This window comes from Streptomyces sp. BK340 (assembly GCF_007827595.1).
Classification (GTDB): Bacteria; Actinomycetota; Actinomycetes; order Streptomycetales; family Streptomycetaceae; genus Streptomyces.
In genome coordinates this window covers 45,886-72,306 of the sequence record NZ_VISR01000017.1, presented here as the reverse complement: position 1 = coordinate 72,306, position 26,421 = coordinate 45,886, and the positions used below count along the sequence as shown (strand labels likewise).

The 26,421-nt window shown below is 72.3% G+C and carries 25 protein-coding genes; 16 read left to right on the top strand and 9 right to left on the bottom strand.

The window, feature by feature from the left end; translation table 11 throughout:
* Window positions 1-82: 82 nt before the first annotated feature.
* Window positions 83-1,357: a deoxyguanosinetriphosphate triphosphohydrolase gene (locus tag FB157_RS27095; RefSeq protein WP_145883273.1), complete on the bottom strand. Its 1,275-nt coding sequence runs from the start codon at window positions 1,355-1,357 to the stop codon at window positions 83-85.
* Between the two features lie 261 nt (window positions 1,358-1,618).
* On the opposite strand from FB157_RS27095, the gene FB157_RS27090 reads away from it, so the two are divergent.
* Window positions 1,619-2,002 carry a VOC family protein gene (locus FB157_RS27090; RefSeq protein ID WP_145883272.1) on the top strand — a complete coding sequence of 128 codons (384 nt, stop codon included), beginning with the start codon at window positions 1,619-1,621 and terminating at the stop codon, window positions 2,000-2,002.
* 171 nt (window positions 2,003-2,173) lie between these two features.
* Here the strand turns inward: FB157_RS27090 and FB157_RS27080 are convergent, their stop codons facing one another.
* Window positions 2,174-3,028, bottom strand: a complete 855-nt coding sequence (locus FB157_RS27080; protein WP_145883271.1) for a sirohydrochlorin chelatase — start codon at window positions 3,026-3,028, stop codon at window positions 2,174-2,176.
* A gap of 168 nt (window positions 3,029-3,196) precedes the next feature.
* On the opposite strand from FB157_RS27080, the gene FB157_RS27075 reads away from it, so the two are divergent.
* The 3 genes from FB157_RS27075 to FB157_RS27065 all read left to right on the top strand — a co-directional run bounded on the left by FB157_RS27075 (window position 3,197) and on the right by FB157_RS27065 (window position 7,047).
* The gene (locus FB157_RS27075) at window positions 3,197-3,874 is read left to right on the top strand and encodes a vancomycin high temperature exclusion protein (protein ID WP_145883270.1); all 678 of its coding nucleotides are present in this window, start codon (window positions 3,197-3,199) and stop codon (window positions 3,872-3,874) included.
* Between the two features lie 102 nt (window positions 3,875-3,976).
* Window positions 3,977-6,133: a molybdopterin oxidoreductase family protein gene (locus tag FB157_RS27070; protein ID WP_145883269.1), complete on the top strand. Its 2,157-nt coding sequence runs from the start codon at window positions 3,977-3,979 to the stop codon at window positions 6,131-6,133.
* Between the two features lie 83 nt (window positions 6,134-6,216).
* Window positions 6,217-7,047, top strand: coding sequence for an arylamine N-acetyltransferase (locus FB157_RS27065; RefSeq protein ID WP_145883268.1), 831 nt, complete (start codon window positions 6,217-6,219; stop codon window positions 7,045-7,047).
* A 1-nt stretch (window position 7,048) separates the two neighbouring features.
* Here FB157_RS27065 and FB157_RS27060 read toward each other — a convergent pair whose 3' ends face one another.
* Entirely contained in the window at window positions 7,049-7,480 is a 432-nt protein-coding gene (locus FB157_RS27060; protein ID WP_145883267.1) for a gamma-glutamylcyclotransferase family protein, read from the bottom strand.
* A gap of 151 nt (window positions 7,481-7,631) precedes the next feature.
* On the opposite strand from FB157_RS27060, the gene FB157_RS27055 reads away from it, so the two are divergent.
* Entirely contained in the window at window positions 7,632-9,281 is a 1,650-nt protein-coding gene (locus tag FB157_RS27055; RefSeq protein ID WP_145883266.1) for a M4 family metallopeptidase, read from the top strand.
* Between the two features lie 62 nt (window positions 9,282-9,343).
* On the opposite strand, the gene FB157_RS27050 is transcribed toward FB157_RS27055, so the two are convergent.
* Window positions 9,344-10,840, bottom strand: a complete 1,497-nt coding sequence (locus tag FB157_RS27050) for an MFS transporter (protein WP_145883265.1) — start codon at window positions 10,838-10,840, stop codon at window positions 9,344-9,346.
* Window positions 10,841-11,007: 167 nt separating this feature from the next.
* On the opposite strand from FB157_RS27050, the gene FB157_RS27045 reads away from it, so the two are divergent.
* From FB157_RS27045 to FB157_RS27005, 9 genes are all read left to right on the top strand, one after another.
* Window positions 11,008-11,739 (top strand): TetR/AcrR family transcriptional regulator C-terminal domain-containing protein, encoded by a 732-nt coding sequence (locus FB157_RS27045; protein WP_145883264.1) that lies wholly within the window; start codon window positions 11,008-11,010, stop codon window positions 11,737-11,739.
* 492 nt (window positions 11,740-12,231) lie between these two features.
* Entirely contained in the window at window positions 12,232-12,750 is a 519-nt protein-coding gene (locus FB157_RS27040) for a hypothetical protein (RefSeq protein WP_145883263.1), read from the top strand.
* Window positions 12,751-12,915: 165 nt separating this feature from the next.
* Window positions 12,916-13,536, top strand: coding sequence for a class F sortase (locus FB157_RS27035; protein WP_145883262.1), 621 nt, complete (start codon window positions 12,916-12,918; stop codon window positions 13,534-13,536).
* 129 nt (window positions 13,537-13,665) lie between these two features.
* Complete coding sequence (locus FB157_RS27030; RefSeq protein ID WP_145883261.1) at window positions 13,666-14,880, top strand: NAD(P)/FAD-dependent oxidoreductase; 1,215 nt, start codon at window positions 13,666-13,668, stop codon at window positions 14,878-14,880.
* Window positions 14,881-17,487, top strand: a complete 2,607-nt coding sequence (nirB, locus tag FB157_RS27025; RefSeq protein WP_145883260.1) for a nitrite reductase large subunit NirB — start codon at window positions 14,881-14,883, stop codon at window positions 17,485-17,487.
* Window positions 17,484-17,843 (top strand): nitrite reductase small subunit NirD, encoded by a 360-nt coding sequence (gene nirD, locus FB157_RS27020; RefSeq protein WP_145883259.1) that lies wholly within the window; start codon window positions 17,484-17,486, stop codon window positions 17,841-17,843. Before nirB ends, nirD begins: the two co-directional genes overlap by 4 nt.
* A 201-nt stretch (window positions 17,844-18,044) precedes the next feature.
* Window positions 18,045-19,220: a hypothetical protein gene (locus tag FB157_RS27015; protein ID WP_145883258.1), complete on the top strand. Its 1,176-nt coding sequence runs from the start codon at window positions 18,045-18,047 to the stop codon at window positions 19,218-19,220.
* A gap of 49 nt (window positions 19,221-19,269) precedes the next feature.
* The gene (locus FB157_RS27010; RefSeq protein WP_145883257.1) at window positions 19,270-19,854 is read left to right on the top strand and encodes a TetR/AcrR family transcriptional regulator; all 585 of its coding nucleotides are present in this window, start codon (window positions 19,270-19,272) and stop codon (window positions 19,852-19,854) included.
* A gap of 73 nt (window positions 19,855-19,927) precedes the next feature.
* Complete coding sequence (locus FB157_RS27005) at window positions 19,928-20,695, top strand: SDR family NAD(P)-dependent oxidoreductase (RefSeq protein ID WP_145883256.1); 768 nt, start codon at window positions 19,928-19,930, stop codon at window positions 20,693-20,695.
* Window positions 20,696-20,705: 10 nt separating this feature from the next.
* Here FB157_RS27005 and FB157_RS27000 read toward each other — a convergent pair whose 3' ends face one another.
* The 5 genes from FB157_RS27000 to FB157_RS26980 all read right to left on the bottom strand — a co-directional run bounded on the left by FB157_RS27000 (window position 20,706) and on the right by FB157_RS26980 (window position 25,005).
* Window positions 20,706-20,993: a hypothetical protein gene (locus tag FB157_RS27000; protein WP_145883255.1), complete on the bottom strand. Its 288-nt coding sequence runs from the start codon at window positions 20,991-20,993 to the stop codon at window positions 20,706-20,708.
* Between the two features lie 19 nt (window positions 20,994-21,012).
* Window positions 21,013-21,846: a carbohydrate ABC transporter permease gene (locus tag FB157_RS26995; RefSeq protein ID WP_145883254.1), complete on the bottom strand. Its 834-nt coding sequence runs from the start codon at window positions 21,844-21,846 to the stop codon at window positions 21,013-21,015.
* Window positions 21,839-22,741: a carbohydrate ABC transporter permease gene (locus FB157_RS26990; protein WP_145883253.1), complete on the bottom strand. Its 903-nt coding sequence runs from the start codon at window positions 22,739-22,741 to the stop codon at window positions 21,839-21,841. Before FB157_RS26990 ends, FB157_RS26995 begins: the two co-directional genes overlap by 8 nt.
* Window positions 22,738-23,994, bottom strand: coding sequence for an ABC transporter substrate-binding protein (locus FB157_RS26985; protein ID WP_186581701.1), 1,257 nt, complete (start codon window positions 23,992-23,994; stop codon window positions 22,738-22,740). Before FB157_RS26985 ends, FB157_RS26990 begins: the two co-directional genes overlap by 4 nt.
* Before the next feature lie 87 nt (window positions 23,995-24,081).
* On the bottom strand, window positions 24,082-25,005 hold the full coding sequence (locus tag FB157_RS26980) for an oxidoreductase (protein WP_145883252.1): 924 nt from the start codon (window positions 25,003-25,005) through the stop codon (window positions 24,082-24,084).
* 240 nt (window positions 25,006-25,245) lie between these two features.
* Between FB157_RS26980 and FB157_RS26975 the strand changes: the two genes are divergently transcribed.
* Both FB157_RS26975 and FB157_RS26970 read left to right on the top strand, forming a co-directional pair.
* The gene (locus FB157_RS26975) at window positions 25,246-25,716 is read left to right on the top strand and encodes a hypothetical protein (RefSeq protein ID WP_145883251.1); all 471 of its coding nucleotides are present in this window, start codon (window positions 25,246-25,248) and stop codon (window positions 25,714-25,716) included.
* Window positions 25,717-25,811: 95 nt separating this feature from the next.
* On the top strand, window positions 25,812-26,345 hold the full coding sequence (locus FB157_RS26970) for a DUF4232 domain-containing protein (protein ID WP_186581700.1): 534 nt from the start codon (window positions 25,812-25,814) through the stop codon (window positions 26,343-26,345).
* The last annotated feature ends 76 nt before the right edge of the window (window positions 26,346-26,421 follow it).

The window sequence follows — 26,421 nt, the reverse complement described above, 5'->3', positions numbered from 1 at the left end:
CCGCCACATGCGAGCGTCCCGCACGCGGCGTGCTGCGGGAAGAGGGAGTGCCCCGATCAGGCCACCCCGGGTCACGTTCCTCTCACATATGCCCCGTCAGTCTGGCGTGCAGCGAGCGTGCGGAGGCGTCGGTGAGGGAGGCGATCTGGTCGACGATCACCCGCTTGCGCGCGTGGTCGTCGGGTGCCTCCTCGAACAGCGCCCGGAACTGGGGCTCCAGACCGTCCGGCGCGCGGGCGGTGAGTGCCTCGGCCAGCTCGGCGACGACCACCCGCTGGTCGGCACGGAGCCGCTCCTGCTCGGCGCGCTGCATGACGTACCGGTCGGCGACCGCCTTCAGCACCGCGCACTCCATGCGGGTCTCGCGGGGTACGACGAGTTCTGCGCCGTAGCGGGTGAGCCGGCCGGTGCCGTACGCGGCGCGGGTGGCGGTCTCGGCGGCCAGGCAGAACCGGCCGATGAGCTGGCTGGTGGCGTCCTTGAGGCGGGCCTGGGCGACCGCGGTGCCGTCGTAGCCGTGCGGCCACCACTCCGCGTCCTGGAGGCGGTCGAGGGCGGCGGCCAGCTCCGCCGGGTCGGTGTCCGCGGGGACGTAGCGGCCGACGGCCACCTCGAACACCGCCTGCCGCTCGGGCTCCGCGTGCAGGCAGTTGGGGTCGATGTGGCCCGCGTGCAGTCCGTCCTCGACGTCGTGCACGGAGTAGGCCACGTCGTCCGACCAGTCCATGACCTGGGCCTCGAAGCAGGTGCGGGTGCCGGGGGCGGTCTTGCGGACCCAGTCGAAGACCGGGCGGTCGTCCTCGTACACGCCGAACTTGGGGGACGCCGGGTCGGTGGGGCGGTCGCCGCGCTGCCAGGGGTACTTGGTGGCGGCGTCCAGGGCGGCGCGGGTGAGGTTGAGGCCGACGGAGCCTTCGGGGGTGAAGCGCTTGGGCTCGATGCGGGTGAGGAGCCTCAGGGACTGGGCGTTGCCCTCGAAACCGCCGCAGTCGTCGGCGAATTCGTTCAGCGCGACCTCGCCGTTGTGGCCGAAGGGCGGGTGGCCCAGGTCGTGCGAGAGGCAGGCCGCCTCCACCAGGTCGGGGTCGCAGCCGAGGGCCGCGCCCAGCTCGCGGCCCACCTGGGCGCACTCGAGGGAGTGGGTGAGGCGGGTGCGGGGGCTGGCGTCCCATGCCTGGGTGCGGGTCCCCGGGGTGACCACCTGGGTCTTGCCCGCGAGGCGGCGCAGGGCCGCGGAGTGGAGGATGCGGGCGCGGTCGCGCTGGAAGGCGGTGCGGCCTGGGCGTTTGTCGGGTTCGGGGGCCCAGCGTTCGACGGACGTCGGGTCGTAGCTGTCGAGGGGTGCGGTGCCTTCCATGATTCGACAGTAAGGGTCGGCAGTGACAAATGGGGGGTGCCGGGTGGCTGCTCGTCGGCCGAGTCGGGTTGTGCCGCGGGTGCGGCTGCGTGGTGGCCGGTCGCGCGGTTCCCCGCGCCCCCGGGGCTCGTCCGGCCCCAAAACCCTTCGCGCCTGATCACCTCGCCGAGTACGGTCTCGAGCGCGTTCCCACTGCGGGGAGCCCGGGGGCTCCGTGCGCGGCCGCCCCGGCAGTCACCACGCTGAGAGCAGGTTTCGTCCATGGCATGTCGTATCGGTGAGCTCGTGCTCGGTTGCCGCGACCCCGAGGTGCTGGCGCGGTTCTGGTGTGAGGTCCTGGACTTCGTGGTGCTCGGCCGCGAAGAGGACGGCAGCATCGAGATCGGGCCGCGCGAAGGATTCGGCGGCCCGCAGCCGACGATCTTCCTCAGCCGCAGGGACGAGCCGGAGCAGGGGAAGTCCCGGCTGCACATCGACGTCAACGCCACCGACCGCGATCAGGACGCCGAGCTCGAACGCCTGCTGAAGCTCGGGGCGCGTCCGGCCGACATCGGCCAGACCGGCGAGGAGTCCTGGCACGTTCTGGCCGACCCCGAGGGCAATGAGTTCTGCCTGCTCAGGGCTCGCCTCAACCCCCTCCCCTAGGCCCTGTCGTCAAATTCCCGTCTGCCCCACGACGCCTGGCACGCACTCTCGCCGCACCGGGCGAAAGCCCAAGTACGTCCAGTACGAGGACTTCCGCCCGGCACGCCGAGAGCACGCACCAGACGCCGCGAGGCCGCCCTTCGGGCGACGACGGGAATTTGACGACAGGACCTAGGCAGCTTCCGCCGACCATGCCGTGAGGCTCCGGTCGTAGCGGTGCAGGATCAGCCGGGCCATCGGCTCCTGGGCTCCGAGCGGGGCGGAGGCCAGCCAGGGGGCCTGGGCCGCGCACTGGGCCGCGAAGCGGCCGGGGGCCGTGAAGCAGGAGGCGATCGCCACTCTGTGGCGGCCCCTCGCGGCCAGGGCGTGCAGGGCCGTCCCGATCGTGGGCGTCGCCGCCGAGGCGTACGCGGGGACCACCGGGACGCCGAGGCGGTCGGCGAGGAGGCGGGCCGTGCGGCGGGTGTCGGTGGCCGAGTCGGGGTCGCGGGAGCCCGCCGCCGCGAGGACCACCGCGGTCGAGCGGCGCATGGCGGCGTCCATGGTGGCGGGCCAGCCGGCCTCGGTCAGACGGGTGTGCAGGGCGTCGGCCAGGAGCAGGTGGGGGCCGAGGGGGGCGGCCACGCGGGTGCGGGCGGGTGCGGCGGCGGCCATCTCGGGGATGTCCTGCTTGACGTGGTAGCCGCGGCCGAGGAGCAGCGGGACGAGGACGGCGGGGGTGTCGCCGAGGGCGGCGAGGGTGTCGGGGAGCAGGGGCTCGTTCAGCTCGATGTGGCCCAGGTGGACGGGAAGGGCGGGGCGCAGTCCGCGTACCCGGTCCGTCAGGGCCCGTACGGTGTCGAGCGCGCGCGGGTCGCGGCTGCCGTGGGCGACCAGGACCAGGGCGGGCTGGGCCGGGCGGCGACGGCCGATCGGCGGGACGAGCCGGAGCCGGCCGGCGAGCTGGCTGCTGATGCTGTTCATGATGTGCGCCGTGCTGTCGAGGTGGATGCGGGGCTCGTCGCGGGGAGGGTTCGACGCCGTCATGGAAGGATCCTGGCCCCGGGAGGTTGCGCCGCCGTTGCCGGGCCGTCACGGGTATTTTCCGTGCGTTCACTTCGCACGGATGCTCGATGTGAGGCGAACCGGATCCGTGCCCCGTGCGTCCTCCAAGGTCGGAACCGATCCCTTGGGGACCGATCACCGGGAGACTTCATGAAGATCCGTCGACCGCGGCTGCCGCGCACGCGCCGGGGGCAGCGGCGGCTGGTGCAGGCCGTGATGGCCGTGTGTGTGCTGGCGCTGCTGCCGGCCACCTGGCTGTACGTGTCGACGGCGGACCGGCTGCGGACGACGGCGGACGTGCCGCGCACCGACGTCGCCGTGGTGTTCGGGGCCGGGCTGTGGGACGGGGAGCCGTCGCCGTATCTCGCGCACCGGCTGGACGCGGCGGCGAAGCTGTACCGGGCGGGCCGGATCAAGGTCGTGCTGGTCACCGGGGACAACAGCCGCAAGGACTACGACGAGCCGGACGCCATGCGCGCCTACCTCGAGAAGCACGGGGTGCCGGGCGACCGGATCGTCAGCGACTACGCGGGGTTCGACACCTGGGACTCCTGTGTGCGGGCCAGGAAGATCTTCGGGGTGGACCGGGCGGTGCTGATCAGCCAGGGGTTCCACATCCGGCGGGCGGTGGCGCTGTGCGAGGCCGCGGGGGTGGACTCGTACGGGATCGGGGTCGCCGCCAAGCACGATGCGACCTGGTACTACGGGGGCACGCGCGAGGTGTTCGCGGCGGGCAAGGCGGCGCTGGACGCGGTGTTCCGTCCCGATCCGACGTTCCTCGGGCCGAAGGAGTCCGGGGTGGCGCGGGCGCTCGCCGCGGGGCGCTGAGGGCCGCCTCACGGTGCGCGCACCGGCGCGGGGAGGCCGGCTTCCCGGCCGTGTAACAGGGAGCCTCACGGGACGTAACACGCCCGAAGCACCCTGGTCGGCATGGAGACCACCTCGACGCCCACCCACTGCCCGTACTGCGCCCTGCAGTGCGGGATGAACATCACGCCCCTGCCGCAGGGGGGCGTCGAGGTGACCGAACGCGCGGACTTCCCGGTGAACCGGGGCGCGCTGTGCGGCAAGGGGCGTACGGCTCCGGCGGTGCTGTCGTCGGCGGTGCGGCTGACCTCGCCGCTGGTGCGGTCCGGCGGCCGGCTGGTGCCCGCCTCCTGGGAGGCGGCGCTCGACCTGATCGCGGAGCGGCTCGGGACGGTGCGGGAGCGGTACGGCCCCGACGCGCTGGGGGTGTTCGGCGGGGGCGGGCTGACGAACGAGAAGGCGTACACGCTCGGCAAGTTCGCTCGGGTGGTGCTGGGCACCTCGCAGATCGACTACAACGGCCGCTTCTGCATGTCCTCGGCGGCGGCCGCCGGTACGAAGGCGTTCGGTCTGGACCGGGGGCTGCCGTTCCCGCTGGAGGACGTCCCGAGGACCGGGTGCGTGATCCTCGTCGGTTCCAACCTCGCCGAGACCATGCCGCCGTCGCTGCGCTTCTTCAGCGAGCTGCGGGACAACGGCGGCACGCTGATCGTCGTGGACCCGCGGCGCACGCGGACCGCCGAGCAGGCGGACCTGCACCTGGCGCCCCGTCCGGGCACGGATCTGGCACTGGCGCTCGGCCTGTTGCATCTGGTGGTGGCGGAGGGCCGGACGGACGAGGCGTACATCCGGGAGCGCACGTCCGGCTGGGCGGAGGCCCGGGCGGCGGCGATGGCCCACTGGCCGGAGTACGTGGAGCGGATCACGGGGGTGTCCGTGCCACAACTGCGGGAGGCGGTACGGCTGTTCTGCGAGCCGGAGTCGGCGATGGTGCTGACGGCGCGCGGGCCGGAGCAGCAGGCCAAGGGGACCGACACAGTGGGCGCGTGGATCAACCTGTGCCTGGCGACCGGCCGCGCGGGCCGGCCGCTGTCCGGGTACGGCTGTCTGACCGGGCAGGGCAACGGGCAGGGCGGGCGGGAACACGGCCAGAAGGCGGACCAGTTGCCCGGCTACCGCAAACTGGACGACCCGGCGGCGCGGCGGCACGTGGCCGGGGTGTGGGGCGTGGACCCCGACTCGCTGCCCGGGCCCGGGCGCAGCGCGTACGAGCTGCTGGACGCGCTCGGCACGGACATCCGGACCCTGCTGCTGATGGGGTCCAACCCGGTGGTGTCGGCGCCGCGGGCGGCCCATGTCGAGGAGCGGCTGCGGTCGCTGGACTTCCTCGCCGTGGCGGACGTCGTGCTGTCGGAGACCGCGGAGCTGGCGGACGTCGTGCTGCCGGTCACCCAGTGGGCCGAGGAGACGGGCACGACGACCAGCCTGGAGGGCAGGGTGCTGCTGCGCCGGCAGGCGGTCGCCCCGCCGCCGGAGGTCCACAGCGACCTGCACGTCCTGCACGAGCTGGCCGTCCGGCTGGGCGTGGAGAAGGGCTTCCCGACCGACCCCGAGGAGGTCTTCGAGGAGCTGCGCCGGGCCAGCGCGGGCGGCCCTGCGGACTACTCGGGCATCACCTACCGGCGGCTGGCGGAGGAGAACGGGGTGTTCTGGCCGTGTCCGTCGGTGCCGGACGCGGCTGCCGAGGACGGCGAGGACGCGGTGCTCGACGCGCTCCCCGACGATCCGGCCCAGGACGCCGGGACCTCCGTGCATCCGGGAACCCCGCGTCTCTTCCTGGACCGGTTCGCCACCGCGGACGGCCGGGCGCGGTTCGTGCCCGTGACGCACCGGGCGAGTGCGGAGGAGCCGGACGCGGAGTATCCGCTGCTGCTGACGACCGGCCGGGTGGTGTCGCAGTACCAGTCCGGCGCGCAGACGCGGCGGGTCGCGGAGCTGAACGCGGCCGCGCCCGGCCCGTTCGTGGAGCTGCACCCGCGTCTGGCGGCCCGGCTCGGGGCGGCCGAGGGCGATCCGCTGGCGGTGGTCTCCCGGCGCGGCCGGGCCGTGGCACCCGCCCGCATCACCACCGCCATCCGCCCGGACACCGTCTTCATGCCCTTCCACTGGCCGGGCGAGGGCCGCGCCAACACCCTCACCAACCCGGCCCTGGACCCGACTTCACGGATGCCGGAGTTCAAGACGTGTGCGGTGCGGGTGGAGGCCGTCAGGCCCGGGTGACGCGAGCCCTAGGTCCACCGGAGTAGTGCGGTTCCGTCCGCGGGACGCGGTGGCTGCGGGTGGGGCTCGCGTAGGTTCGCGGTATGTCCGACACCGAGCAGTTCGACCTCGACGCCTACCTGGAGCGCATCGGATGGAAGGGGGGCAGGCGGGCCGATCTCCCGACCCTGCGGGGCGTGCACCTGGCCCATGCGCTGTCCCTGCCCTTCGAGAATCTGGACCCGCTGTCCGGCAGGGCTCCGTCCCTCGCCCCGGGGGATCTGATGGCCAAGATCGTCCGAGGTCGGCGCGGTGGCTACTGCTACGAGCACAACACCTTGCTCAGGCTGGCCCTGGAAGCGCTCGGCTTCGGCGTGACCGGGCTGGCGGGCCGGGTCGTCCTCGGTGCGGAGGAGCCCGAGAGCCGGCCGCGTACGCACATGACGCTGCGGGTGGAGGTGCCGGGTGAGCCGCGGCCGTACCTGGCGGACGTCGGGTTCGGGGCGGCCGGGGCGCTGCTGGCGCCGGTGCCGCTGGCCGTCGGCGAGGAGTTCGAGGGTGCGGGGCGCCGGCACCGGTTCGTGCATCTGCCGCACGGCGGGCCGCTTGAGCTGTGGGCGCTGCAGACGTACGACCGGGAAGCGCGGGACTGGGTGAGCCAGTACGCGTTCACCCTGGAGCCGTTCGTCGCGCCCGACTTCGAGGTGTTCAACTGGCACGTCGGCACCAACCCGCGCTCCCCCTTCACCCACCGCCCCTATCTGCAGCGGACGACTCCCGAACGGCACCTCGCCCTCGACGGCGACCGGCTGGTCGAGACCCGGGCGGACGGCACGGTGGCCGAGCGCACGCTCGCCGACGAGGCTCAGGCGCGGCGCGTGGTGGAGGAGGAGTTCGGGATCGCCGTGCCCGAGGGGCTGCGGCTGCTGGGCTGAGTCAGCGGCGGGCGAGCCAGTCCCCGCCCGCTATCAGCCGCCCCCGGGCCCGCAGCCGGGCGGCGATGCGCGGCGCGGCCACGTAGACCCAGGCCCGGGCTGCCGTGCCGTCGGCGCGTACGACGTCGCGGGCGACGCGCTCGTACAGGTTGCGCGGGTCGCCGGGGGCGTACTCCTCCAGCCGGTCCAGTTCCGCGAGCAAGCGGGCGTAGGCCTCCGGGAGCGCGGTGACCAGGTCGCCGCTGACCGCTTCCCCGGGGGCCTCGACGGCGTAGGGGTAGCCGGGGCCGTCGTAGAGCACCGCGTCCGGGAGGCGGGCCGGTTCCTCCGTGTGCGTGCGGCCGCGCAGGAACAGGTCGTGGTTGGGCTCGCCGGGGCGAAGGGTGCCGTAGACGAAGAAGGGGAGCGCGTCTCGCGGGTCCGGGGTGATCACGGAAACGATTCTGTACCCCCTTCGACTCCGCACACATCTCCATGACGCCGCTATGGACATGACATGTCATGGCCTCTTAAATCTCAGTCGAACTCAGCGCCATCCCCACGCCTCGCCCCCACGCCTCGAAGGCGCCTCCCCAAGGAGACAGATGAGTCGGATACGTCTGCACGTCCGAGGAACCCGTCGTCTCGCCACCGCCGGCGTCGCCGCCACCACCGCGACCCTGCTGGCCGCCGCGCTCTCCCCCGCCGCCCACGCCGACGTCCGGCCGACGCGCGCCGGAGCCATCGCGAACGCGGCCTCGGCCCTCGTGGCGCACGCCGCGAGCCTGGGCCTGACCTCCGCCCAGGACACCAGCGTCCGGGACGTGATCGTCGACCGGAACGGCACCCAGCACGTCCGCTACGAGCGCACCTACCACCGACTCCCGGTGCTCGGCGGCGACTTCGTGGTCCACCTCGCTCCGAGCGGCGCCTTCCGCAGCGCCGACCGGGCGACCCGGAGCCGGATCGCCCTGTCCTCGATCGTCCCCAAGGTGTCCGGCCCCAAGGCCGCCGACCTCGCGGTGAACGCGCTGCGCGCCGTCAACCTCGGTGACGCGCTGAAGAACCTGAAGGCCAGGCCCGAGCTGATCGTCGACGCGCTGCACGGCGCGCCGAAGCTCGCCTGGCGCACCAACGCCGTCGGCCAGGACTCGCTCGGCAACCCGGTCGCCCGGACCGTGCTGACCGACGCCCGCACCGGCGCCCAGATCGACGCCTGGGACAGCATCGAGACGGCCACCGGCGACGGCAAGTCGCTGTACGGCGGGACCGTGCCGCTGGAGACGACCCAGTCCGGGTCGTCGTACCAGCTGAAGGACCCGACCCGCGGCAACACCTACACCGGTGACGCGGAGAACAAGACCGACCTGTGCTTCTTCGGCATCTGCTTCAGCCGGGCGCCCGCGACCCTGTTCACGGACGCCGACAACCACTGGGGCACGGGCGCCAACTCCGACCGCTCCTCGGCCGCCGTCGACGCCCAGTACGGCACCAACGAGACCTGGGACTACTACAAGAACGTCCAGGGCCGCAGCGGCATCGCGGGCGACGGCAAGGGCTCGTACAACCGCGTCCACTACGGCAACAACTACAACAACGCGTTCTGGGACGACAGCTGCTTCTGCATGACGTACGGCGACGGTGACGGCAGCACCTTCGGGCCGCTGGTCGCGCTGGACGTGGCCGGGCACGAGATGTCCCACGGCGTGACCTCGAAGACGGCCGGGCTGACCTACTCGGGCGAGTCCGGCGGACTCAACGAGGCCACCTCCGACATCCTCGGCACGATGGTCGAGTGGTACGCCAACAACCCGTCCGACCCCGGTGACTACCTCATCGGCGAGAAGATCGTGAAGTCCGGCTTCGGCAAGCCCGCCCTGCGCTTCATGGACAAGCCGTCCAAGGACGGGAACTCCGCCGACTACTGGAGCTCGTCGGTCGGGAACCTCGACGTCCACTACTCCTCGGGTGTCGCCAACCACTTCGCGTACCTGCTCGCGGAGGGCAGCGGCGCGAAGACCATCAACGGGGTCAGCTACGACTCGCCGACCTACAACGGCTCGACGGTCACCGGCATCGGCCGGGACAAGGTCGGCAAGATCTGGTACCGGGCGCTGACGGTCTACATGACGTCCTCCACGAACTACAAGGGCGCCCGCACGGCCACCCTCAGCGCGGCCAAGGACCTCTACGGCGCGGGGAGTGCGGAGTACAACGCGGTGGCTGCGGCCTGGAGCGCGGTCAACGTGAGCTGAGCCCCTGGAACACCACGAGGCCGGTGCCCGTCCGGGCACCGGCCTTCTGGTGTGCGCTCCGGTCAGACCGCCAACTCCTGCTCCCGGGAAGGGGATTCGACGGGCTGCTCCGGCTCGGCGTCCCGCATCACCACCGTGGCCAGGACCGCCGCCGCCAGAACCCCGAGGGCGCTGAGCGCGAAGGTGGTGGACATCGACGAGGTGAAGGCCTCGCGGGCGGTGCCGAGGAGGCCCGGGTGGGCCGCGGCGACGGCACCGGCGATGGACTGGCGGGCCTGGGCGGGGGCGTCGGCGGGCATCCGGCCGGTGTAGCCGCTGGAGAGCAGCGAGCCGAGGATCGCGATACCGAGGGCGGTACCGGCCTGCTGGACGGTGTCGTTGAGGGCCGAGCCGACGCCTGCCTTGTCCGCCGGGATGGTGCCCATCAGGGCGCCGACCGCGGCCGGCATGGCCGCACCGGCACCGAGGCCGAGGAGGCCGAGGGCGATCGCCGGGACGGTGAAGCCGGAGCCCGCGTCGACCGTGGTCAGCAGGGCGAAGCAGGCCACCATGATCAGCATGCCGGTCAGGATCACCAAGCGGTTGCCGATCTTCGCGGCCACCTTCACACCCACGGTGTTGCCGACGATCGCGGTCACGGCCAGCGGCAGGAAGGCCAGGCCCGCCTTGATGGCCGAGTAGCCGAGGACGAACTGCAGGTACTGGGTGAGGACCAGCAGCAGGCCGCCGTTGCCGATCTGGACCAGGGCCAGGGAGAGCGAACCACCGGTGAAGTTGCGGTGCTTGAAGAGGACCAGCGGGACCATCGGGGACTCGGTGACGTTCTCCCAGACCACGAAGGCGGCGAGCGCGCCGGCCGCGACCGACAGGCTGACCAGTGAGCGGCCGCCGAAGGCACCGTGCTGCGGGATCTCGATGATCCACCAGACCAGCGCGGTCATCCCGGCCGCGGACAGCACCGCGCCCAGCGGATCGGCCTTCTGCCAGGGGGCCTTCGACTCCGGCATCAGGGTCACACCGGCGAGGACGGCCAGCGCGACCACGGGGACGTTGAGGAAGAAGATCGAGTGCCAGGAGAAGTGGTCGACCAGCACACCGCCCAGCACCGGGCTGCCGACCAGGCCGAGCATCGACACCGAACCCCACGCCGCCATCGCCCTGCCGCGCTCCTCCTCGTCGAAGACGGTGATGAGGATGGAGAGGGTGGACGGCATGATCAGCGCCCCGCCGACGCCCATCGCCACGCGGACCGCGATCACCTGGCCGGGGTCGGCGGCGAACGTGCCGGCCAGTGAGGCGGCGCCGAACAGCAGCAGGCCGATCAGCATCACCTTCCGGCGGCCGAAGCGGTCGCCGAGGCTGCCGGAGGTGAGCAGCAGGCCGGCGAAGACCAGGACGTAGGAGTCGAGGATCCACTGGACGGCCTGGGCACTCGCGCCGAGGTCCTCGGTCATCGCGGGCACCGCGACGGTGAGCGCCATGCTGTCGACCACCAGGACCAGCGTGCTCAGGCAGAGCACGACGAGGATCCACCAGCGACGTGGGTTGCGGGCTTCCATGGGAGTTCCCCCTTGTGTCGCCGTACGCCGTGCTGCGTACAGCGTTCCGATGTCGCGAACACTGTTCCGTTCGATGCGAACACTGTACGCAGGCCGGAACAGTGTGCGCAACCCTTGAACTCTGTACGCTTGATGCGAACGACGTACGCACACAGAGGAGTCCGCCGATGGCCGCAAGGACCGAGCCGAACCCGATCCCCTCCGTCTGGGCCCGGCAGCGGCGCGAGCCCGACCAGCCCTCCCTCAGCCGGGACGCGATCGTCCGCGAGGCCATCGCCGTGCTGGACGCCGACGGCATCGAGGCGCTCAGCATGCGCAAGCTCGGCGCCCGGCTGAACGCCGGCGCGACCTCCCTGTACCGGCACGTGGCCACCAAGGACGAGCTGATGGAGCTGGCCGTGGACGAGGTCGCCGCCGAGATCCGGGTCCCGCCCGCCGACAGCCCCGACTGGCGGGCGGCCGCCGCCGAGACCGCACACGCCTTCCGCGCCACCGCCCTGCGACACCCCTGGCTCTCCACGGTCATGGGCCAGGCGGGACTCGCCTATCTGGGCCCCAACCTGATGGCCCTCAACGAACGGCTCGCCGCCCTGTTCGTCGAGACCGGCTTCCCCGACCCCGAGGGAGCGATCAGCGCACTGCTCGCGTACGTGATCGGCATGAGCACCACCGAGGCCGCCTGGCTCACCACGGTCGCCCGCTCGGGGCAGACCGAGGCCGAGTTCGTCGCCCGCCTGCTGCCCGCCGCCCAGCAGGCCGCGGCAGAGCACAGCAACCTCGCCGCCTCCTACGCCTCCACCGATGCCGCCACCGCCGACCCCGCACGGCAGCGCGAGGCCAAGTTCGACTACGGCCTGGACGTCGTCCTCGACGGACTGGCCCAGCGCCTGCCGCGCTAGGGGGTTTCGTTTGGATCAGCCCGGGTCCGCGACGCCCGGCACGACACCTCGCCGCGTTGTCGGACCACCCGAGTACGCCCAGTACGCGGGTGCTCCTCCGCCTTGCGATGCACCGCACCGGACGCCGCGGCCCGATCCGACCTGATCCAAACGAAACCCCCTGGTCCCGCCAAGTCAGGTACCCCTGCCCCGGGGGTGGTTGGACAGGTCTGACGATCCGTGGGGCGCAGTGCGCCGGTCGCCCGGTCACCCGTTCACACTCGAGCGCGGAGCCATTTGTGTTCTTTTCATACTTGTTCTCGCGCACCTCCATGACCTGCCGGAATTCGTCCCGGCTAGCCCGTGCGGGGGCCGTGGGCGCCACCCGTTCATCGCATTTCTGACGCACCGTCAGGAAGCGGCAGGGCCCGAGTGCGACTTTCCTCGGAAGGGCAGGGGCCGCGCCCCCTGTACGAGTCGGATCAACGAGTCGGACCAGCCCTGGGGAGCACCATGCGACGCACCGCCCGTCTGCTGACCGGTACCGCGCTCGCCGTCGCCGCGGCAGGACTCGCCACGGCACCGGCCTACGGCGAGACCGGCAGTCTGCAGGTGTACCCGTCCACCACCATGCCCGGCAGCCAGGTCACCGTGAACACGGCGGCCTGCGGGGACCGGGGCACGGCGGTCGGTGACGCGGGCGCGGTCGGCGCCGGCACCTTCCCGCTGGCGCCGAGTACGCACGAGGGCGAGGCGATCGGACAGTTCCGGGTGCCACCGAGCGCGCAGCCGGGGACGTACGAGATCGTCGCGCAGTGCGCGGAGGGCACCAAGCAGGTCACGGGCGACCTGGTCGTGGCATTGGGCGCGGCGCACGAGCAGGTGCAGCCGCGGGGAAGCGTGAAGACGGGGGTCGGCGGCGCACTCGGCACCGACCCCGTGCATACCACGGCGGGTGTGGCGGCTCTGGCCGTCGCCGCCGCGGGCGGTACCTGGCTCCTGCATCGCCGGGCGAGAGGCGACGGGATCTGACGGACACCCTCCGCTGTCCGTCCGCCGGTACCGCAAGTCCCGCCCCCTCCGGGTCCGATGCCCCTCGTGGCCCGGAGGGGGACGGGGGTCCCTTTGACGGGATCCCTTCCAGGACTCCACCCAGGTCCCGCCTCGCGGGAGGTTCGCCTCCGGAGAGGGTTTCGTATGCGAAGGATCGGGGACACCGCGATAACCGCGGTCACCGTCGTGGCCCTCGGCGCGGCGGTGTGGCTGCTCGGCACGGGATCCGCGACGCACGCGCCCCCGCAGCCGACGGCCGCCGAGGGCCGCCCCGACCCGGGCGAGGAACGGCTCACGGCGCCCGCGCTCGATCCGTCCCCGCCCACCCGGATCCGCATCCCCGCGATCAGGGTGAGCGCCCCGCTCATGGGCCTCGCGCTCACCAGCGCCGGAAGTCTGGACGTACCGCCCGCCGCGGAGAAGAACCTCGCCGGCTGGTACGAGGCCGGCACCACGCCCGGCGAGACGGGCACCGCGATCGTCGCGGGCCACGTCGACAACACCGAGGGCCCCGCCGTCTTCTACAACCTCGGCGGCCTGAAGCGGGGCGCCGTCATCGAGGTGGACCGCGAGGACAACAGCACTGCCGTGTTCACCGTGGACGCGGTGGAGGTGTACGCGGCCCGCAACTTCCCCGACGAGAAGGTGTACGGCGCGGCCAGGCGCCCCGAGCTGCGGGTCATCACCTGCGGCGGCGCCTATTCGCGGGCCACCGGCTACCAGGGCAACGTGGTGGTCTTCGCCCATCTGACGGGCAGCCGCTGACCCTCACGGCGCTCCGAGGTACGCGCACGGGACCCTCACACCGCCGGTCCGCCCCCGCTGAGGGCAGCGTTCCTCACGGGAAACAGGAGTGATGCGGCCGGGTAACGTCGGGGCCGCACGCTCCTTTGCATGACCTCGAATACGCATGTGGTGGTGATCGGCGCCGGCCTCGCGGGCGTACGGCTCGCCCGGCGGCTCGGCGAGCTGGGCACGCCCGCGCTGCTCGTCGGCGACGAGGAGCACCGGCCGTACAACCGGGTGCTGCTCGCCGAGGTGCTGGCCGGCCGGTACGCCCCGGAGGTGATCTCCCTCCCGGCGCCCGGCGGCCTGGTGCGCACCCGGGTCACCGGCATCGACCGCACCGCGCGGCAGCTGCACTGCGCCGACGGCTCGTCGATCGCATACGACACGCTGGTGCTGGCCACCGGCTCCAACCCCGTGCTGCCGCCGCTGCGCGGCCTGTTCACGGCGGACCACCAGCTCCCGGAGGGCGTGCACGCGTTCCGCACGATGGACGACTGCCTGGGCCTGTCCAAGGCGGTACGCCCGGGCGTGCGGGCGGTCGTCATCGGCGGCGGGCTGCTCGGGGTCTCCGCGGCCCGCGCGCTGGCCGTGCGCGGCGCGCAGGTGGTGCTCGCCCAGCAGGCCGAGCGGCTGATGGAACGCCAGCTCGACCCGAACGCCTCCCGGCTGGTCCTGCGGCACCTGCTGGACCTGGGCGTCGAGGTGCACACCGAGTGCCGGGTGCGGGACGTGCGCTGCGTCGGCGGCGCGGTCCGCTCGGTGGAGATGGCCGACGGGTACGCCCTCGACGCCGACCTCGTGGTCCTCGCCTGCGGGGTGCGGCCGCGCGCCGGTCTGGCGGAGCAGGCGGGCCTCGCCGTCCGCAGGGGCGTCCTCGTCGACGACGAGCTGCGCACCGCCGACCCGCACATCCACGCCATCGGCGACTGCGCCGAACACGACGGCACGGTCTACGGCCTCGCCGCCCCGGCCCTCGAACAGGCCGAGCTGCTCGCCGAACTGCTCGCGGGCGCCCCGCACGCCCGGTACACCGGCACCCGCGCGCTGACCCGGCTGACCCTCACCGGCCGCGCCTCCCCCTTCGACCTCGCCGCGTTCGGCGAGACCGAGCCCCGCCCCGGCGACGACGTCGTGCAGCTGGCCGACGCCACCCGGGGCACCTACCGCAAGGTCGTCGTCCGCGACGACCGCCTGGTCGGCGGGGTGCTCGTCGGTGAACTCGGCACCGTCGGCGCACTCGCCCGCGCCTGGGAGGGAGCAGAGCCGCTCCCCGACGAAGGCTCTCTGCTGCACCTGCTCACCAACGATGGAGGCTCCTGAATGACCGCCACCCCGGGGGCCACCCCCACGATCGTGCTCGTCGGCCACGGCATGGTCGGCCAGCGCTTCCTCGAAGCACTCGGCGAGCGCGGCCTGACCGCCACGCACCGCGTGGTCGTGCTGTGCGAGGAACCCCGTCCCGCGTACGACCGCGTCGCCCTCACCTCGTACTTCTCGGGCCGGACACCCGAGGAACTCTCCATGACCGACACGGAGTTCATCGAGGCGCACGGCATCGAGCTGTACGTCGGCGACCCGGCGGAGACGATCGACCGCGCGGCGCGGAAGGTCACGGCGAGGTCCGGCCAGGTCTTCGAGTACGACACCCTCGTCCTCGCCACCGGCTCCTACCCCTTCGTGCCGCCGGTCCCGGGCAAGGACGCCGAGGGCTGCTTCGTCTACCGCACGATCGAGGACCTGCTCGCGATCGAGGCGTACGCGAAGGCGAAGGCCCAGGTGGGTGCCGTGGTGGGCGGCGGTCTGCTGGGGCTCGAGGCGGCCGGCGCGCTGAAGGGTCTCGGACTCACCTCCCACATCGTGGAGTTCGCACCGCGCCTGATGCCGGTGCAGGTCGACGAGGGCGGCGGCGCGGCTCTGCTGCGCACCATCGAGGACATGGGCCTGACCGTCCACACGGGCGTGGGCACCCAGGAGATCGTGGTCGACGAGGCCGGCGCCGTCACCGGCATGAAGCTGTCCGACGGCTCGGAGCTGGCCACCGACCTGGTGGTGTTCAGCGCCGGTGTCCGCCCCCGTGACCAGCTGGCCCGCGACTGCGGCCTGACCGTGGGCGAGCGCGGCGGCATCACGGTCGACGAGCAGTGCCGTACCGTCTCCGACCCGCACGTGTTCGCGATCGGCGAGTGCGCGCTGGCCGCGGACGGCCGGGTGTACGGCCTGGTCGCGCCCGGCTACGAGCAGGCGGAGACCGCGGCGGCCGCCATCGCCGCCGACGAGACCGATCAGCCGACGTTCACCGGCGCCGACCTGTCCACCAAGCTGAAGCTGCTCGGCGTGGACGTGGCCTCCTTCGGTGACGCGCACGGCACCACCGAGGACTGCCTGGACGTCGTCTACTCCGACTCCCGCGCAGGCCTCTACAAGAAGCTGGTCATCGGCCGGGACGGCACGCTGCTGGGCGGCATCCTGGTCGGCGACGCGGACGCCTACGGCACCCTGCGCGCCCTGACCGGCTCCGTCCCGCCCGTCTCCCCCGAGTCGCTCGTCCTGCCCGCCGGAGCGGGCTCGGGGGCCCAGCTCGGCCCGTCCGCACTGCCCGACGAGGCCATCATCTGTTCCTGCCACAACGTCTCCAAGGGCACGATCCGTGGCGCGGTCACCGGCCACAGCTGCACGACCGTGCCCGAGGTGAAGAAGTGCACCAAGGCCGGCACGGGCTGCGGAAGTTGCGTCAAGGTGCTCGGCCAGCTGGTCACCGCCGAACTGGAGGCCTCCGGCGTCGAGGTCGACAAGGGTCTGTGCGGCTGCTTCTCCCAGACCCGCGAGGAGCTGTACGAGATCGTCCTCGCCCTGCGCATCAGCACCTACCAGGACCTCCTCGACCGCTACGGCCGCGAGGACGCCCGGGGCGGCGACGGCTGCGAGGTCTGCAAGCCGGCGGTGGGGTCGGTCATCGCCTCCCTCGCCCCCTCGATCGGCGTGAGCGGCTACGTCCTGGACGATGAGCAGGCGGCCCTGCAGGACAGCAACGACCACTTCCTCGCCAACCTGCAGAAGAACGGCTCGTACTCGGTCGTCCCGCGCATCCCCGGCGGTGAGATCACCCCCGAGGGCCTGATCGTGATCGGTGAGATCGCCCGCGACTTCGGGCTCTACACGAAGATCACCGGCGGTCAGCGGATCGACATGTTCGGCGCCCGGGTCGAGCAGCTCCCGCTGATCTGGACCCGCCTGGTGGACGCCGGCTTCGAGTCGGGCCACGCCTACGGCAAGGCGCTGCGCACGGTGAAGTCCTGTGTCGGGCAGACCTGGTGCCGCTACGGCGTCCAGGACTCGGTCCGCATGGCGATCGACCTGGAGCTGCGCTACCGGGGCCTGCGCTCCCCGCACAAGCTCAAGTCGGCGGTCTCCGGCTGCGCCCGCGAGTGCGCGGAGGCCCAGTCGAAGGACTTCGGCGTGATCGCCACCTCCAACGGCTGGAACCTGTACGTCGGCGGCAACGGCGGCGCCACCCCGCGCCACGCGGACCTGCTGGCCCAGGACCTGTCGGACGCCGAGCTGGTCCGTCTGATCGACCGGTTCCTGATGTTCTACATCCGCACCGCCGACCGGCTGGAGCGCACCTCGACCTGGCTGGAGCGGATCCCCGGGGGTCTGGACCATGTGCGCGACGTGGTGGTGGAGGACTCCCTCGGCATCTGCGAGGAGCTGGAGTCCCTGATGGCGGACCACGTGGCCCACTACGCCGACGAGTGGGCGACCACCATCAGCGATCCCGAGAAGCTCGCCCGGTTCGTGTCCTTCGTCAACGCGCCGGACACCCCCGACCCGGTCGTCGGCTTCGTGCCCGAGCGCGACCAGATCAAGCCCGACCTGCCGCTGCTGACCATCGGCCACCGCCCCCTGGAAGGAAGCGCCCAGCGATGACCCTGGCACCCGAGACGACCGACCTGAAGGTTCAGATCCGGCTGGATTCCCCGGAGGGCGCGTGGTTCACGGTCTGCGACCTGAGCCGGCTGCTGCCCGGCCGTGGTGTGGCCGCCCTGCTGCCGGACGGCCGCCAGGTCGCCCTGTTCCGCGACCGCGGCGGCCGGCTGTACGGCATCGACAACCGCGACCCGTTCGGCGGCGCGGCTGTCCTCTCCCGCGGCCTGACCGGCACCCACCGGGGCCGCCCGTTCGTGGCGTCCCCGCTGCTCAAGCAGCGCTTCGACCTGGAGTCCGGGCAGTGTCTGGACGACGAGTCGGTGCGGGTGACGGCCTACCAGGTGCGGAGCACCTGAGAGCGCTGTGCGGAGCACCTGAAGGCGCTGTTGCCGAGCGCCTGACGAGCTCCGTGCGGACCCGCCTGGCCTGGAGCCGGTCAGCCGCTTGGATCAGCCGACTCGTGCGGCCCGGAGGCGAACCCTAGTCTGAATCCGGACATACAGTCAGATTCCTGGCCGCCTGTCCGGATTCGGTGTTCCTGGAGAAGGGTTGCCCCCATGCCCGACCGTCCGAGGTCTCGACGACGTACGCCCCGGCTGATCACGGCGTTCGTCAGCGGCCTGATCGGCGCCACGGCGGTGGCCGCCCCCGCCCGGGCCGGCACGGGGGATGTGACGGAGTACCCGATCACCACCACCGCCGACAGCTTCCCCGCCGCCATCACGGCGGGGGCGGACGGGGCACTGTGGTTCACCGAGTCGGGGGCGTCCAGGATCGGGCGCATCACGACCGGCGGCACCGTCACCGACTACGCGGTCCCGACCCCGGACAGCTTTCCCTTCGACATCACCCGGGGACGCGACGGCGCCCTGTGGTTCACCGAGATCTTCGGCAACAAGATCGGCCGGATCACCACGAAGGGCCAGGTGACCGAGTTCCCGCTGCCGACCGCGAACAGCGCCCCGACCGGCATCACCAGCGCACCCGACGGCGCGGTGTGGTTCACCGAATCCGGGACCAACAGGATCGGGCGGCGGGCACCCGACGGCACCGTGACCGAGTACCCGATCCCGACGCCGGACAGCGACCCCTACCGCATCGCCGCCGGGCCGGACGGCACCGTGTGGTTCACCGAGACGATCAGCGGCAGGATCGGCCGGGTCGACAGGGCCGGCCGGGTCACCGAATTCCCCCTGGGCGACTACGACTTCCCCTTCGACATCACCGCGGGCCCCGGCGCCATGTGGTTCACCGCTCCCGGCGCCGACGCGGTGGGGCGGATCGACCACGCGGGACACATCACGAAGTTCCCGCTGCCGTCCGCCGACGCCGGCCCGGACGGCATCACCCAAGGACCCGACGGCAACCTCTGGTTCGCCGAACAGTCCAGCGGCGTCGGCCGGGTGACACCGGACGGCCGGATCACCGAGTTCCCGGTGCCGGACGCCGTGGACAAGGTTCCCTTCCAGATCGCGGCCGGCCCCGACCGGCACCTGTGGTTCACGGAGCTGCTCGGCAACGCCGTCGGCCGTGTCCAGGCCCTGCCCGGCCGCGCCACGAAACCGGCCCCGGGTCACACGGCACCGGGCCACACGGCACCGGGAACGGCCACCGGCCGCGACGGCCGCACCGGCGCACTGCCCCTGTGCACCCCCCGCGCCCACGGCCCCGAGCTCCCGGACCGCCTGCGCACGCTCCTCTGCAGGGGCCGGGCCGCCGCACGGACGTCGTAGCAGCCAGATCGCTTGACCGGTCGTTCCAGAAATGCCTAGGCTGCGGTGCATGGCCAGGACGAAGGAATTCGACCCCGACGCCGCGCTGCAGTCGGCCCTGGAGCTGTTCTGGCGGCGCGGCTACGAGGCGACGTCGATGAGCGACCTGGTCGAGCACCTGGGCATCGGCAGGGCGAGCCTGTACGCGACGTTCGGCAGCAAGCACGAGCTGTACCTGAAGGCGTTCGACCGGTACGAGCAGTCCGGACTCGCGCGGATCGTGCACGAGCTGTCCCAGCCGGGCCCGGCGCTGCCGGCCGTCCGAGCGGTCGTACGGCGCTACGCGGACGAGGCGGCCCACGGGGAACTGCGCCGCAGCGGCTGCCTGGTCACCAACACGGCGGCCGAGCTGGCCCCGCACGATCCGGCCGCCGCCCGGCGCGTGGAGCGCAACTGGGACCACCTGGAGACGGTCCTGCACACCACGCTGGTCCGCGCCCGGGCCCAGGGCGAGCTGCCGTCCGACCGCGACCCGCTCGCCCTGTCCCGCACACTGCTGGTGCTGATGCAGGGCCTGCGGGTCGTCGGCAAGGCGTCCGCGGACCCGGCGCGCGTGCGGGACGCGGCGGAGCAGGCGCTGACCCTGCTGGACTGACGCACAGCCCTCCTCGAGAGGGCCCTTTTCCCGTCCTCAAACTGAACCGATCGGTCAAGAAAAAGGGGAGATCATGACCGCCACCCGTTTCACCGGCAGGACCGCCCTCGTCACCGGCGCCGGCTCCGGCATCGGACGGGCCGTCGCCCTCGCGTTCGCCGCGCAGGGGGCGCGTGTCGTCGTCGCCGGGCGCAGGCGGGAGCCCCTGGACGAGACCGTCCGGCTGATCGAGGAGCAGGGCGGCAAGGCCCTCGCGGTGACCGCCGACGTCTCCCGGTCCGGCGACGCGGAGGCGCTGGTCCGGGCCGCCGTCGAGTCCTTCGGCTCGCTGGACGTGGCCGTCAACAACGCCGGCGTCTTCCGGGGCGGGCAGCCTCTCGCCGAACTGCCGGAGGAGGACTGGCACACCCAGCTCGCGACCAACGTCACCGGCGTCCACCTGGCCCTGCAGGCCCAGATCCGCCGGATGCGCACCCAGCCGTCGGGCGGCGCGATCGTGAACGTGTCCTCCACGTTCGGCCTGCACGCCACCTCCGCCGGAGCCGCCGCCTATTCGGCGACCAAGGCCGCCGTGACCGCCCTCAGCCGGGGCGCCGCCCTGGACCACATCGGCGACGGCGTCCGCATCAACGTGGTCAGCCCGGGCGCCACCGCCACCTCGATGTCGCTGCGCGCCGGCGAGACGGACGCCGACCGCACCGAGCGCGCGAAGGCCACCCTCCCGCTCGGCCGGATCTCCACCACCGAGGAGGTCGCCGCCGCCGTCCTCTACCTGGCCTCCGACGACGCGGCCTCGGTCGTCGGCACCGACCTGGTGGTGGACAGCGGCGGCTCACTGTGAGCACGCGGGTTCACGGGCCGGAGCCCTCGGACTCCCCGTAGTGGTGCGTCCCGGCCCCCTCGACGTCGGTCAGCTCGTCGGCCACCGCGTCCAGCTCCCGCCGGGCGTACTCGTCGAGGAACGGAAACAGGGCTCCGCAGTCCCGGCAGGCCCGGGCGAGCCCGGCGTCGAACACCGGCCGGGGCTTGAGGAGTCCCGGGCGGCGGAACTTGAGCCGAAGGCGTTCGCCCCACCGCTCACCCGAGCTGAGTTCCCCGACCGGACTCAGCCGGTCCGAGCCGCATATCCAGCACCGCATGCCCGGAACCATACGGGCCCTAGTCGATCCCCGACCGCTCCACCCCTGCCACGATCCACCGCTGCAGGCACAGGAACACCGCAAGCAGCGGCAGGATCGACACGGCGGCGGCCACGAACAGCTCGTGCAGCCGGATCACCTGGGACGTCGTGAAGGAGGACAGCGCCACCTGCACGGTCCAGGCGCTCTGGTCCTGCCCGATGACCAGCGGCCACAGGAACGAGTTCCACGCGCCGAGGAAGACGATGGTCCCGACGGCGGCGAACACCGGCCGGGTGTTCGGCACGACCACCAGCCAGTACGTACGCCAGTGCCCGAGCCCGTCGACCTGTGCCGCGTCCTCCAGCTCCCGGGGAAAACCGAGGAAGTACTGCCGGAAGACGAAGCAGGCGAAGGCCGAGAACAGCGTCGGGACGACCAGTCCGCGGAGCGTGGAGATCCAGCCCAGCGAGGACACCAGCACGAAACTCGGCACGAACGTCACGGCGGCCGGGACCAGGAGGGTGCCGAGGACGGCGTGGAAGACCTTGTTCGCGTGCCGGTACGGGATGCGGGCGAGGCCGTAGCCGGCGAGGGAGGCGAGGAGGAGGGTGCCGAGCGTGGCCGCGACGGCGATCAGCGCGGAGTTGAGGAGGGAACGCGCGAAGGGCACGGAGGGATCGTCGAACAGTTCCCGGACGTTCCCCCACCTCAACTCCCCCGGCAGGAAGGTCCATTCCGGTGAGGTGATGTCCTGCTCGCTCGACAGGCCGTTGCGGACCAGCAGATAGAAGGGGATCAGGAAGAGCAGGGCGAGCGCGATCAGCAGCACCAGCCGCAGTGCCCGCCCGGCCCGCACCAGGGCGTCATCCATCGGCGTCCGTCCTCCCCAGCCGCAGCCACCGCGCCTGTCCCACGGTGACCACGGCGACGACCAGTGCGAGGATCACCGCCCCCGCGCTGCCGAGCCCGAGGTTCTGCCCCTGTCCGAGGGCGGTGTAGTAGAGGTAGACCAGCGGCGGCCGGGCGTACGGCGGATACCCCCTGGCGTCGGACAGCAGGTTGTAGAACTCGTCGAAGGCCTGGAAGGCGCTGACGACGAGCAGCAGTACCACCGCGACCGAGGTGGCCCGCAACTGGGGCAGCGTGATGTGCCGCAGCACGGTCCAGCCCGGCCGGGCCCCGTCCACGGCGGCCGCCTCGTACAGCGCGGGGTCGATCCGCTGCAGCCCGGCGAGGAAGAGAATCATGTAGAACCCGGCTTGCAGCCACAGCCGTACGGTGACGATGACCAGCCAGTACCAGGGCGGCTCGGTGGTGGAGAGCCAGGCGACGGGATCACCGCCGAACCACCCCAGCACGGTGTTCGCGAGCCCGAACCGCACCCCGTTGAACAGGGACATCTTCCATACGAGCGCCGCGACGACATAACTGCACGCGGCGGGCAGGAAGAACACGGACCGGAAGAAGGCCCGGGCGCGGGTGAGCCGGTTGACCATCAGCGCGAGGGAGAGGGAGAACACGTACGTGACGGGCACGATGAACGCGGTGAAGACGAGGAAGGTCCGCAGGCTGTCGACGAACGCGTCGTCACCCGTCATCGCCGTGTAGTTGTCCAGCCCGACGAAGTGCGTCGGCGTGACGGTGTTGTGCGCGTCGAAGAAGCTGAGCGCCACGCTCCAGAGCAGCGGAACGTAGGTGAAGAGGGCGAGGCCGAGGGCGAAGGGCCCGACGAAGACCCAGAACCACAGACCGTTGCGCCGGCTCACGACGCCTTCTTCGCGTTCTTCTTCACCCGGTCGAGCTCGGCCGACACCTTCCCTACGACGGCCCGCAGTTCGCTCTCCGGACCGGCACCGCCCTTGATGATCCGGCTGAGCGCGTCCTGGTAGGCGATCTGGCAGGCCGGGGTCCACAGCAGTGGCTGGGCGTAGCCGTGCTCGGTGGTGAAGCGGACGGCGTCCGCGGCCGCGCCCGACTTCAGCCTGGTGGCCTTCCTGGCGAGGGAGAGCCGGGCGGGGATGTGGAAGCCGTAGGAGAGGGCGAAGTCCTCCTGGAAGTCGGTGCGTTCGACCCACAGCCACTTCACGTACGCCTTGGCGGCCTCCTGCCGCCTGCTGCGCGCGCTGACGACGGCACCGTACGCACCGACGGGAACGGCGGGCCGGCCGGCGCCGCCGTCCTTCGGGAAGGGCAGCACCCCGAAGTCGTCACCGAAGGCCTTCCGCACCTGGGGCAGCGCCCACAGCCCGGACCACTGCATGGCGGTCAGGCCCTGGAGGAAGGCGGAGGGGTCGGACCAGTCGGCGGGTGCGCCCAGGAGGAGGGACCCGTCGGCGTAGAGCCGGCGGAGCTTGCCGAGGGTGCGGGCGGCGGAGGGGTCGTCGAAGCCGACCCTGCCGTCGTCGGTGACGAGCCGAAGTCCCGCCGCGTAGAGGGGCGTTGCACCGAGTGCCCCCGCTCCCCCGTCGTTGCCGAGGAAGAGCCCCTTGACCGTCCTGCCGGTGAGTCTCCTCGCGGCGTCGACGAGGGCGTCCAGGGTGGTGGGCGGCTCGACTCCCGCGTCCGCGAGCAGACTTCTGCGGTAGTAGAGCAGCTGTGTGTCGACGACCTGGGGGATGCCCCAGATCTTCCCGTCGTGCGTCTTGGGCGTGAGAACGGCCGGGTTGAAGTCGTCCTCGACGCCGTCGAGGAGATCGGTGAGGTCGACGACCTGGCCGCCCTGGATCTGGTCGAGCGTGGGGCTGCCCTCGAAGACGTCCGGCCCGGAGTCGGTGAGCAGGGCGGCGGCGGTCTGCTGGTCGTAGTCGCCCGGCCGCCACTGCACGGCGACGTCGGCCTTCTCGTACGCGGCGGCGTACCGCTGCACGGCCTGCTGGGTGCCGGCCTCGCCGTACTGGTGGTACCACTGCGACAGCGCCGGACCCGAGCCGCCCCCGCGCCCGTTGTCGGCCCCGCACGCCGTGAGCAGTCCGGCGCCCGCGCCTGCCGTCAGCAGCGTCCTACGGCTGATGCTCCTCATCGTGTGCCCCCTGACGTCGGTCGTCGTTGCACGGCCCAACGATCAACCATGCGCCGGGATTACGAAGGGGGGTGTTGCGACGGTGTGTCACACCTTGAGAGCGCCGAATTCCACACCTGTCAGCTGCACCGAGGCGTCCCAGAGCATGCTCGCCACCTCGTCGTTGAGCGTCCAGGGCGCCCGCCAGGACGGCACGGGCGCGCCCCGCCACATCGCGAACGAGGGCCCGAAGAAGGTGTCCGGCCGTACGCCGGCCGCGGTCGCCGCGTACAGCGTGGGCAGCGCGCCCGCCTCCGCCGGCTGGGCGAAGACCCGGTTGCCGATCTCCATGGCCCGCTCGGCGCCCCTGCGCCCCTCGGCGCGCGGCCCGGCGGTCTGGAGGTTGGTGGCGGCGTACCCGGGGTGGGCGGTGGCCGCGACGAGGTCGGCGTGGTGCCTGGTCAGCCGCCACGACAACTCGTGCGTGAACAGGAGGTTGGCGGTCTTGGAGCGGGCGTAGGCGACCCAACGCCGGTACCTGCGCTCGCTGTTGAGGTCGTTGATGTCGATGTTGGCGAGGGCGTGCATCATGCTGGAGACGGTCACGACGCGGGCGCCCGGGGTGGCGAGCAGGGCGGGCAGCAGCAGCCCGGTGAGGGCGAAGTGCCCAAGGTGATTGACCCCGAACTGCGTCTCGAACCCGTCGGCGGTCGTCCCGTACGGCGGCGCCATCACGCCGGCGTTGTTGACGAGCAGGTCGATCCGCTCGTACGACACCCGGTCCGCGAAGTCCCGCACGGACGCCAGGTCCCCGAGGTCCAGCCGCTCCACCTCGACCTCGGCCCCCGGCACCTCCGCCACGATCCGCTCCCCGGCGTCACGCCCCCGCGCCTCACTCCGGCACGCGAGCACCACCCGGGCTCCCTTGCGGGCCAGCTCCCGCGCGGTGACGTAGCCGAGGCCGCTGTTGGCTCCGGTGACGACGGCCAGGCGGCCGGTCTGGGCGGGGATGTCCTGCGCGGTCCAGCCCATGGGGCTCCTCCAGGCGGCACTCGTGGGACGGACCGACAGCTCGGCCCTGGGCTGAGGGGTCCAGCGTAGGCGCGAGCCCGACGGTTGCCCCGACGCCGTGCCGCCTGCACCCGGCGACGGGCGAAGTCCCTGCGCCTGCCGCGGCCCCCGGACCGCACTCTGCGCCCCCTCAGAACCCGCGATGAGGCCACGAAGCCCCTTGAGGCATCATGGAGTTCATGACCGCACCCCGAAAGGCCGATGCCGCGTAACCGGCCCGGCGCCCTGCGCGGCGCCCACCGAACCACTCCGGGCCCCCGCGTCCGGGAAGGGCCCCCTCCGGCCCGCATACCCGGCCTGTCCGGCCGCACCAGCCTCGCCATCCACCGCGCGGAACGCCTCTCCCCCGGCCGCTGGTTCTCACCCGGCGCGACCGAGACCGCCCTGCGGCGCTACCGTGCGTTCCTCCACCCACCGGGACGCCGCCCTCGCTACCCCCGCGAGTCCTACTGCGCCGGCTGCCCGGGCTGCGCCCTCGACGACGTACGCGAGGCCCGGGACGCCCTGGCCGAGATCCTGCCCCTGCTGCCACCCCGCGCACGAGCCGAACTGCAACGCACACTGACCCCCCTGGACCACCGCTACCTGCGCCTCACACTCCCCGACCCACTGGCGACACCGACAGAACCGTGGTGGCACCGGCGTCTCGCGTCGGGTGTGGAGGGGTGGTGAGCCCCGGCCGTGCCGGAGTTTTCCCGGTGAACGGCACAACTTTTCCGGGCGAAGGCGCATCCAACACAATGACCTTCATTGGAGGCGGATGCGCCATGTCTCTGTTCTCTCACCACTTGTCCCGTCGCGGCACGGTCGCCCTGCTGACCGCGGCGCTCGCCGGGCTCACGGCCGGCGGGGCCGCCTGGGGCGTGACCTCGGCGGCGGCGCAGGCGTCGGCCGGGGTCCGTACCTGCTCCACGAGCGACCTCTACCTCTCCATGGGCCGCAAGGAGGGTGCGGCCGGTTCTCTCTACTGGACCATCCGGTTCACCAACACCAGCACCACCAAGTGCGCGCTGCGCGGCTACCCGGGCGTCAGCGCGCTGGACACCGCACACCGGCAGATCGGACCCGCCGCCACCCGCACCGGCGAGTCCTACTCGACGGTGACGCTCGCCCCCGCCCACTCCACCGGCGCGGTCATCCGCACCACCAACGGCCCCGTCGGCGGGCCCTGTCTGCGCACCGGCACCTACCTGCGGATCTACCCGCCGGCCTCGCACACGGCGGCCCTCGTCCCGGCTCGCTGGACCATCTGCTCCAACAGCTTCCAGGTCGGCCCGGTCAACAACGACGGCACCATCTGACAGCACCGTCGAGCAGCACCAGAGGGCGGCACCCGCGCACAGGGTGCCGCCCCGACGGGCCGTTCTTGATCAGCGC

What these genes read in the sequence shown, in the direction of transcription:
- FB157_RS27095 (WP_145883273.1), bottom strand. Translation starts at nt 1,357, where the DNA reads ATGGAAGGCACCGCACCCCTCGACAGCTACGACCCGACGTCCGTCGAA.
- FB157_RS27090 (WP_145883272.1), top strand. Translation starts at nt 1,619, where the DNA reads ATGGCATGTCGTATCGGTGAGCTCGTGCTCGGTTGCCGCGACCCCGAG.
- FB157_RS27080 (WP_145883271.1), bottom strand. Translation starts at nt 3,028, where the DNA reads ATGACGGCGTCGAACCCTCCCCGCGACGAGCCCCGCATCCACCTCGAC.
- FB157_RS27075 (WP_145883270.1), top strand. Translation starts at nt 3,197, where the DNA reads ATGAAGATCCGTCGACCGCGGCTGCCGCGCACGCGCCGGGGGCAGCGG.
- FB157_RS27070 (WP_145883269.1), top strand. Translation starts at nt 3,977, where the DNA reads ATGGAGACCACCTCGACGCCCACCCACTGCCCGTACTGCGCCCTGCAG.
- FB157_RS27065 (WP_145883268.1), top strand. Translation starts at nt 6,217, where the DNA reads ATGTCCGACACCGAGCAGTTCGACCTCGACGCCTACCTGGAGCGCATC.
- FB157_RS27055 (WP_145883266.1), top strand. Translation starts at nt 7,632, where the DNA reads ATGAGTCGGATACGTCTGCACGTCCGAGGAACCCGTCGTCTCGCCACC.
- FB157_RS27050 (WP_145883265.1), bottom strand. Translation starts at nt 10,840, where the DNA reads ATGGAAGCCCGCAACCCACGTCGCTGGTGGATCCTCGTCGTGCTCTGC.
- FB157_RS27045 (WP_145883264.1), top strand. Translation starts at nt 11,008, where the DNA reads ATGGCCGCAAGGACCGAGCCGAACCCGATCCCCTCCGTCTGGGCCCGG.
- FB157_RS27040 (WP_145883263.1), top strand. Translation starts at nt 12,232, where the DNA reads ATGCGACGCACCGCCCGTCTGCTGACCGGTACCGCGCTCGCCGTCGCC.
- FB157_RS27035 (WP_145883262.1), top strand. Translation starts at nt 12,916, where the DNA reads ATGCGAAGGATCGGGGACACCGCGATAACCGCGGTCACCGTCGTGGCC.
- FB157_RS27030 (WP_145883261.1), top strand. Translation starts at nt 13,666, where the DNA reads ATGACCTCGAATACGCATGTGGTGGTGATCGGCGCCGGCCTCGCGGGC.
- nirB (WP_145883260.1), top strand. Translation starts at nt 14,881, where the DNA reads ATGACCGCCACCCCGGGGGCCACCCCCACGATCGTGCTCGTCGGCCAC.
- nirD (WP_145883259.1), top strand. Translation starts at nt 17,484, where the DNA reads ATGACCCTGGCACCCGAGACGACCGACCTGAAGGTTCAGATCCGGCTG.
- FB157_RS27015 (WP_145883258.1), top strand. Translation starts at nt 18,045, where the DNA reads ATGCCCGACCGTCCGAGGTCTCGACGACGTACGCCCCGGCTGATCACG.
- FB157_RS27010 (WP_145883257.1), top strand. Translation starts at nt 19,270, where the DNA reads ATGGCCAGGACGAAGGAATTCGACCCCGACGCCGCGCTGCAGTCGGCC.
- FB157_RS27005 (WP_145883256.1), top strand. Translation starts at nt 19,928, where the DNA reads ATGACCGCCACCCGTTTCACCGGCAGGACCGCCCTCGTCACCGGCGCC.
- FB157_RS27000 (WP_145883255.1), bottom strand. Translation starts at nt 20,993, where the DNA reads ATGCGGTGCTGGATATGCGGCTCGGACCGGCTGAGTCCGGTCGGGGAA.
- FB157_RS26995 (WP_145883254.1), bottom strand. Translation starts at nt 21,846, where the DNA reads ATGGATGACGCCCTGGTGCGGGCCGGGCGGGCACTGCGGCTGGTGCTG.
- FB157_RS26985 (WP_186581701.1), bottom strand. Translation starts at nt 23,994, where the DNA reads ATGAGGAGCATCAGCCGTAGGACGCTGCTGACGGCAGGCGCGGGCGCC.
- FB157_RS26980 (WP_145883252.1), bottom strand. Translation starts at nt 25,005, where the DNA reads ATGGGCTGGACCGCGCAGGACATCCCCGCCCAGACCGGCCGCCTGGCC.
- FB157_RS26975 (WP_145883251.1), top strand. Translation starts at nt 25,246, where the DNA reads ATGCCGCGTAACCGGCCCGGCGCCCTGCGCGGCGCCCACCGAACCACT.
- FB157_RS26970 (WP_186581700.1), top strand. Translation starts at nt 25,812, where the DNA reads ATGTCTCTGTTCTCTCACCACTTGTCCCGTCGCGGCACGGTCGCCCTG.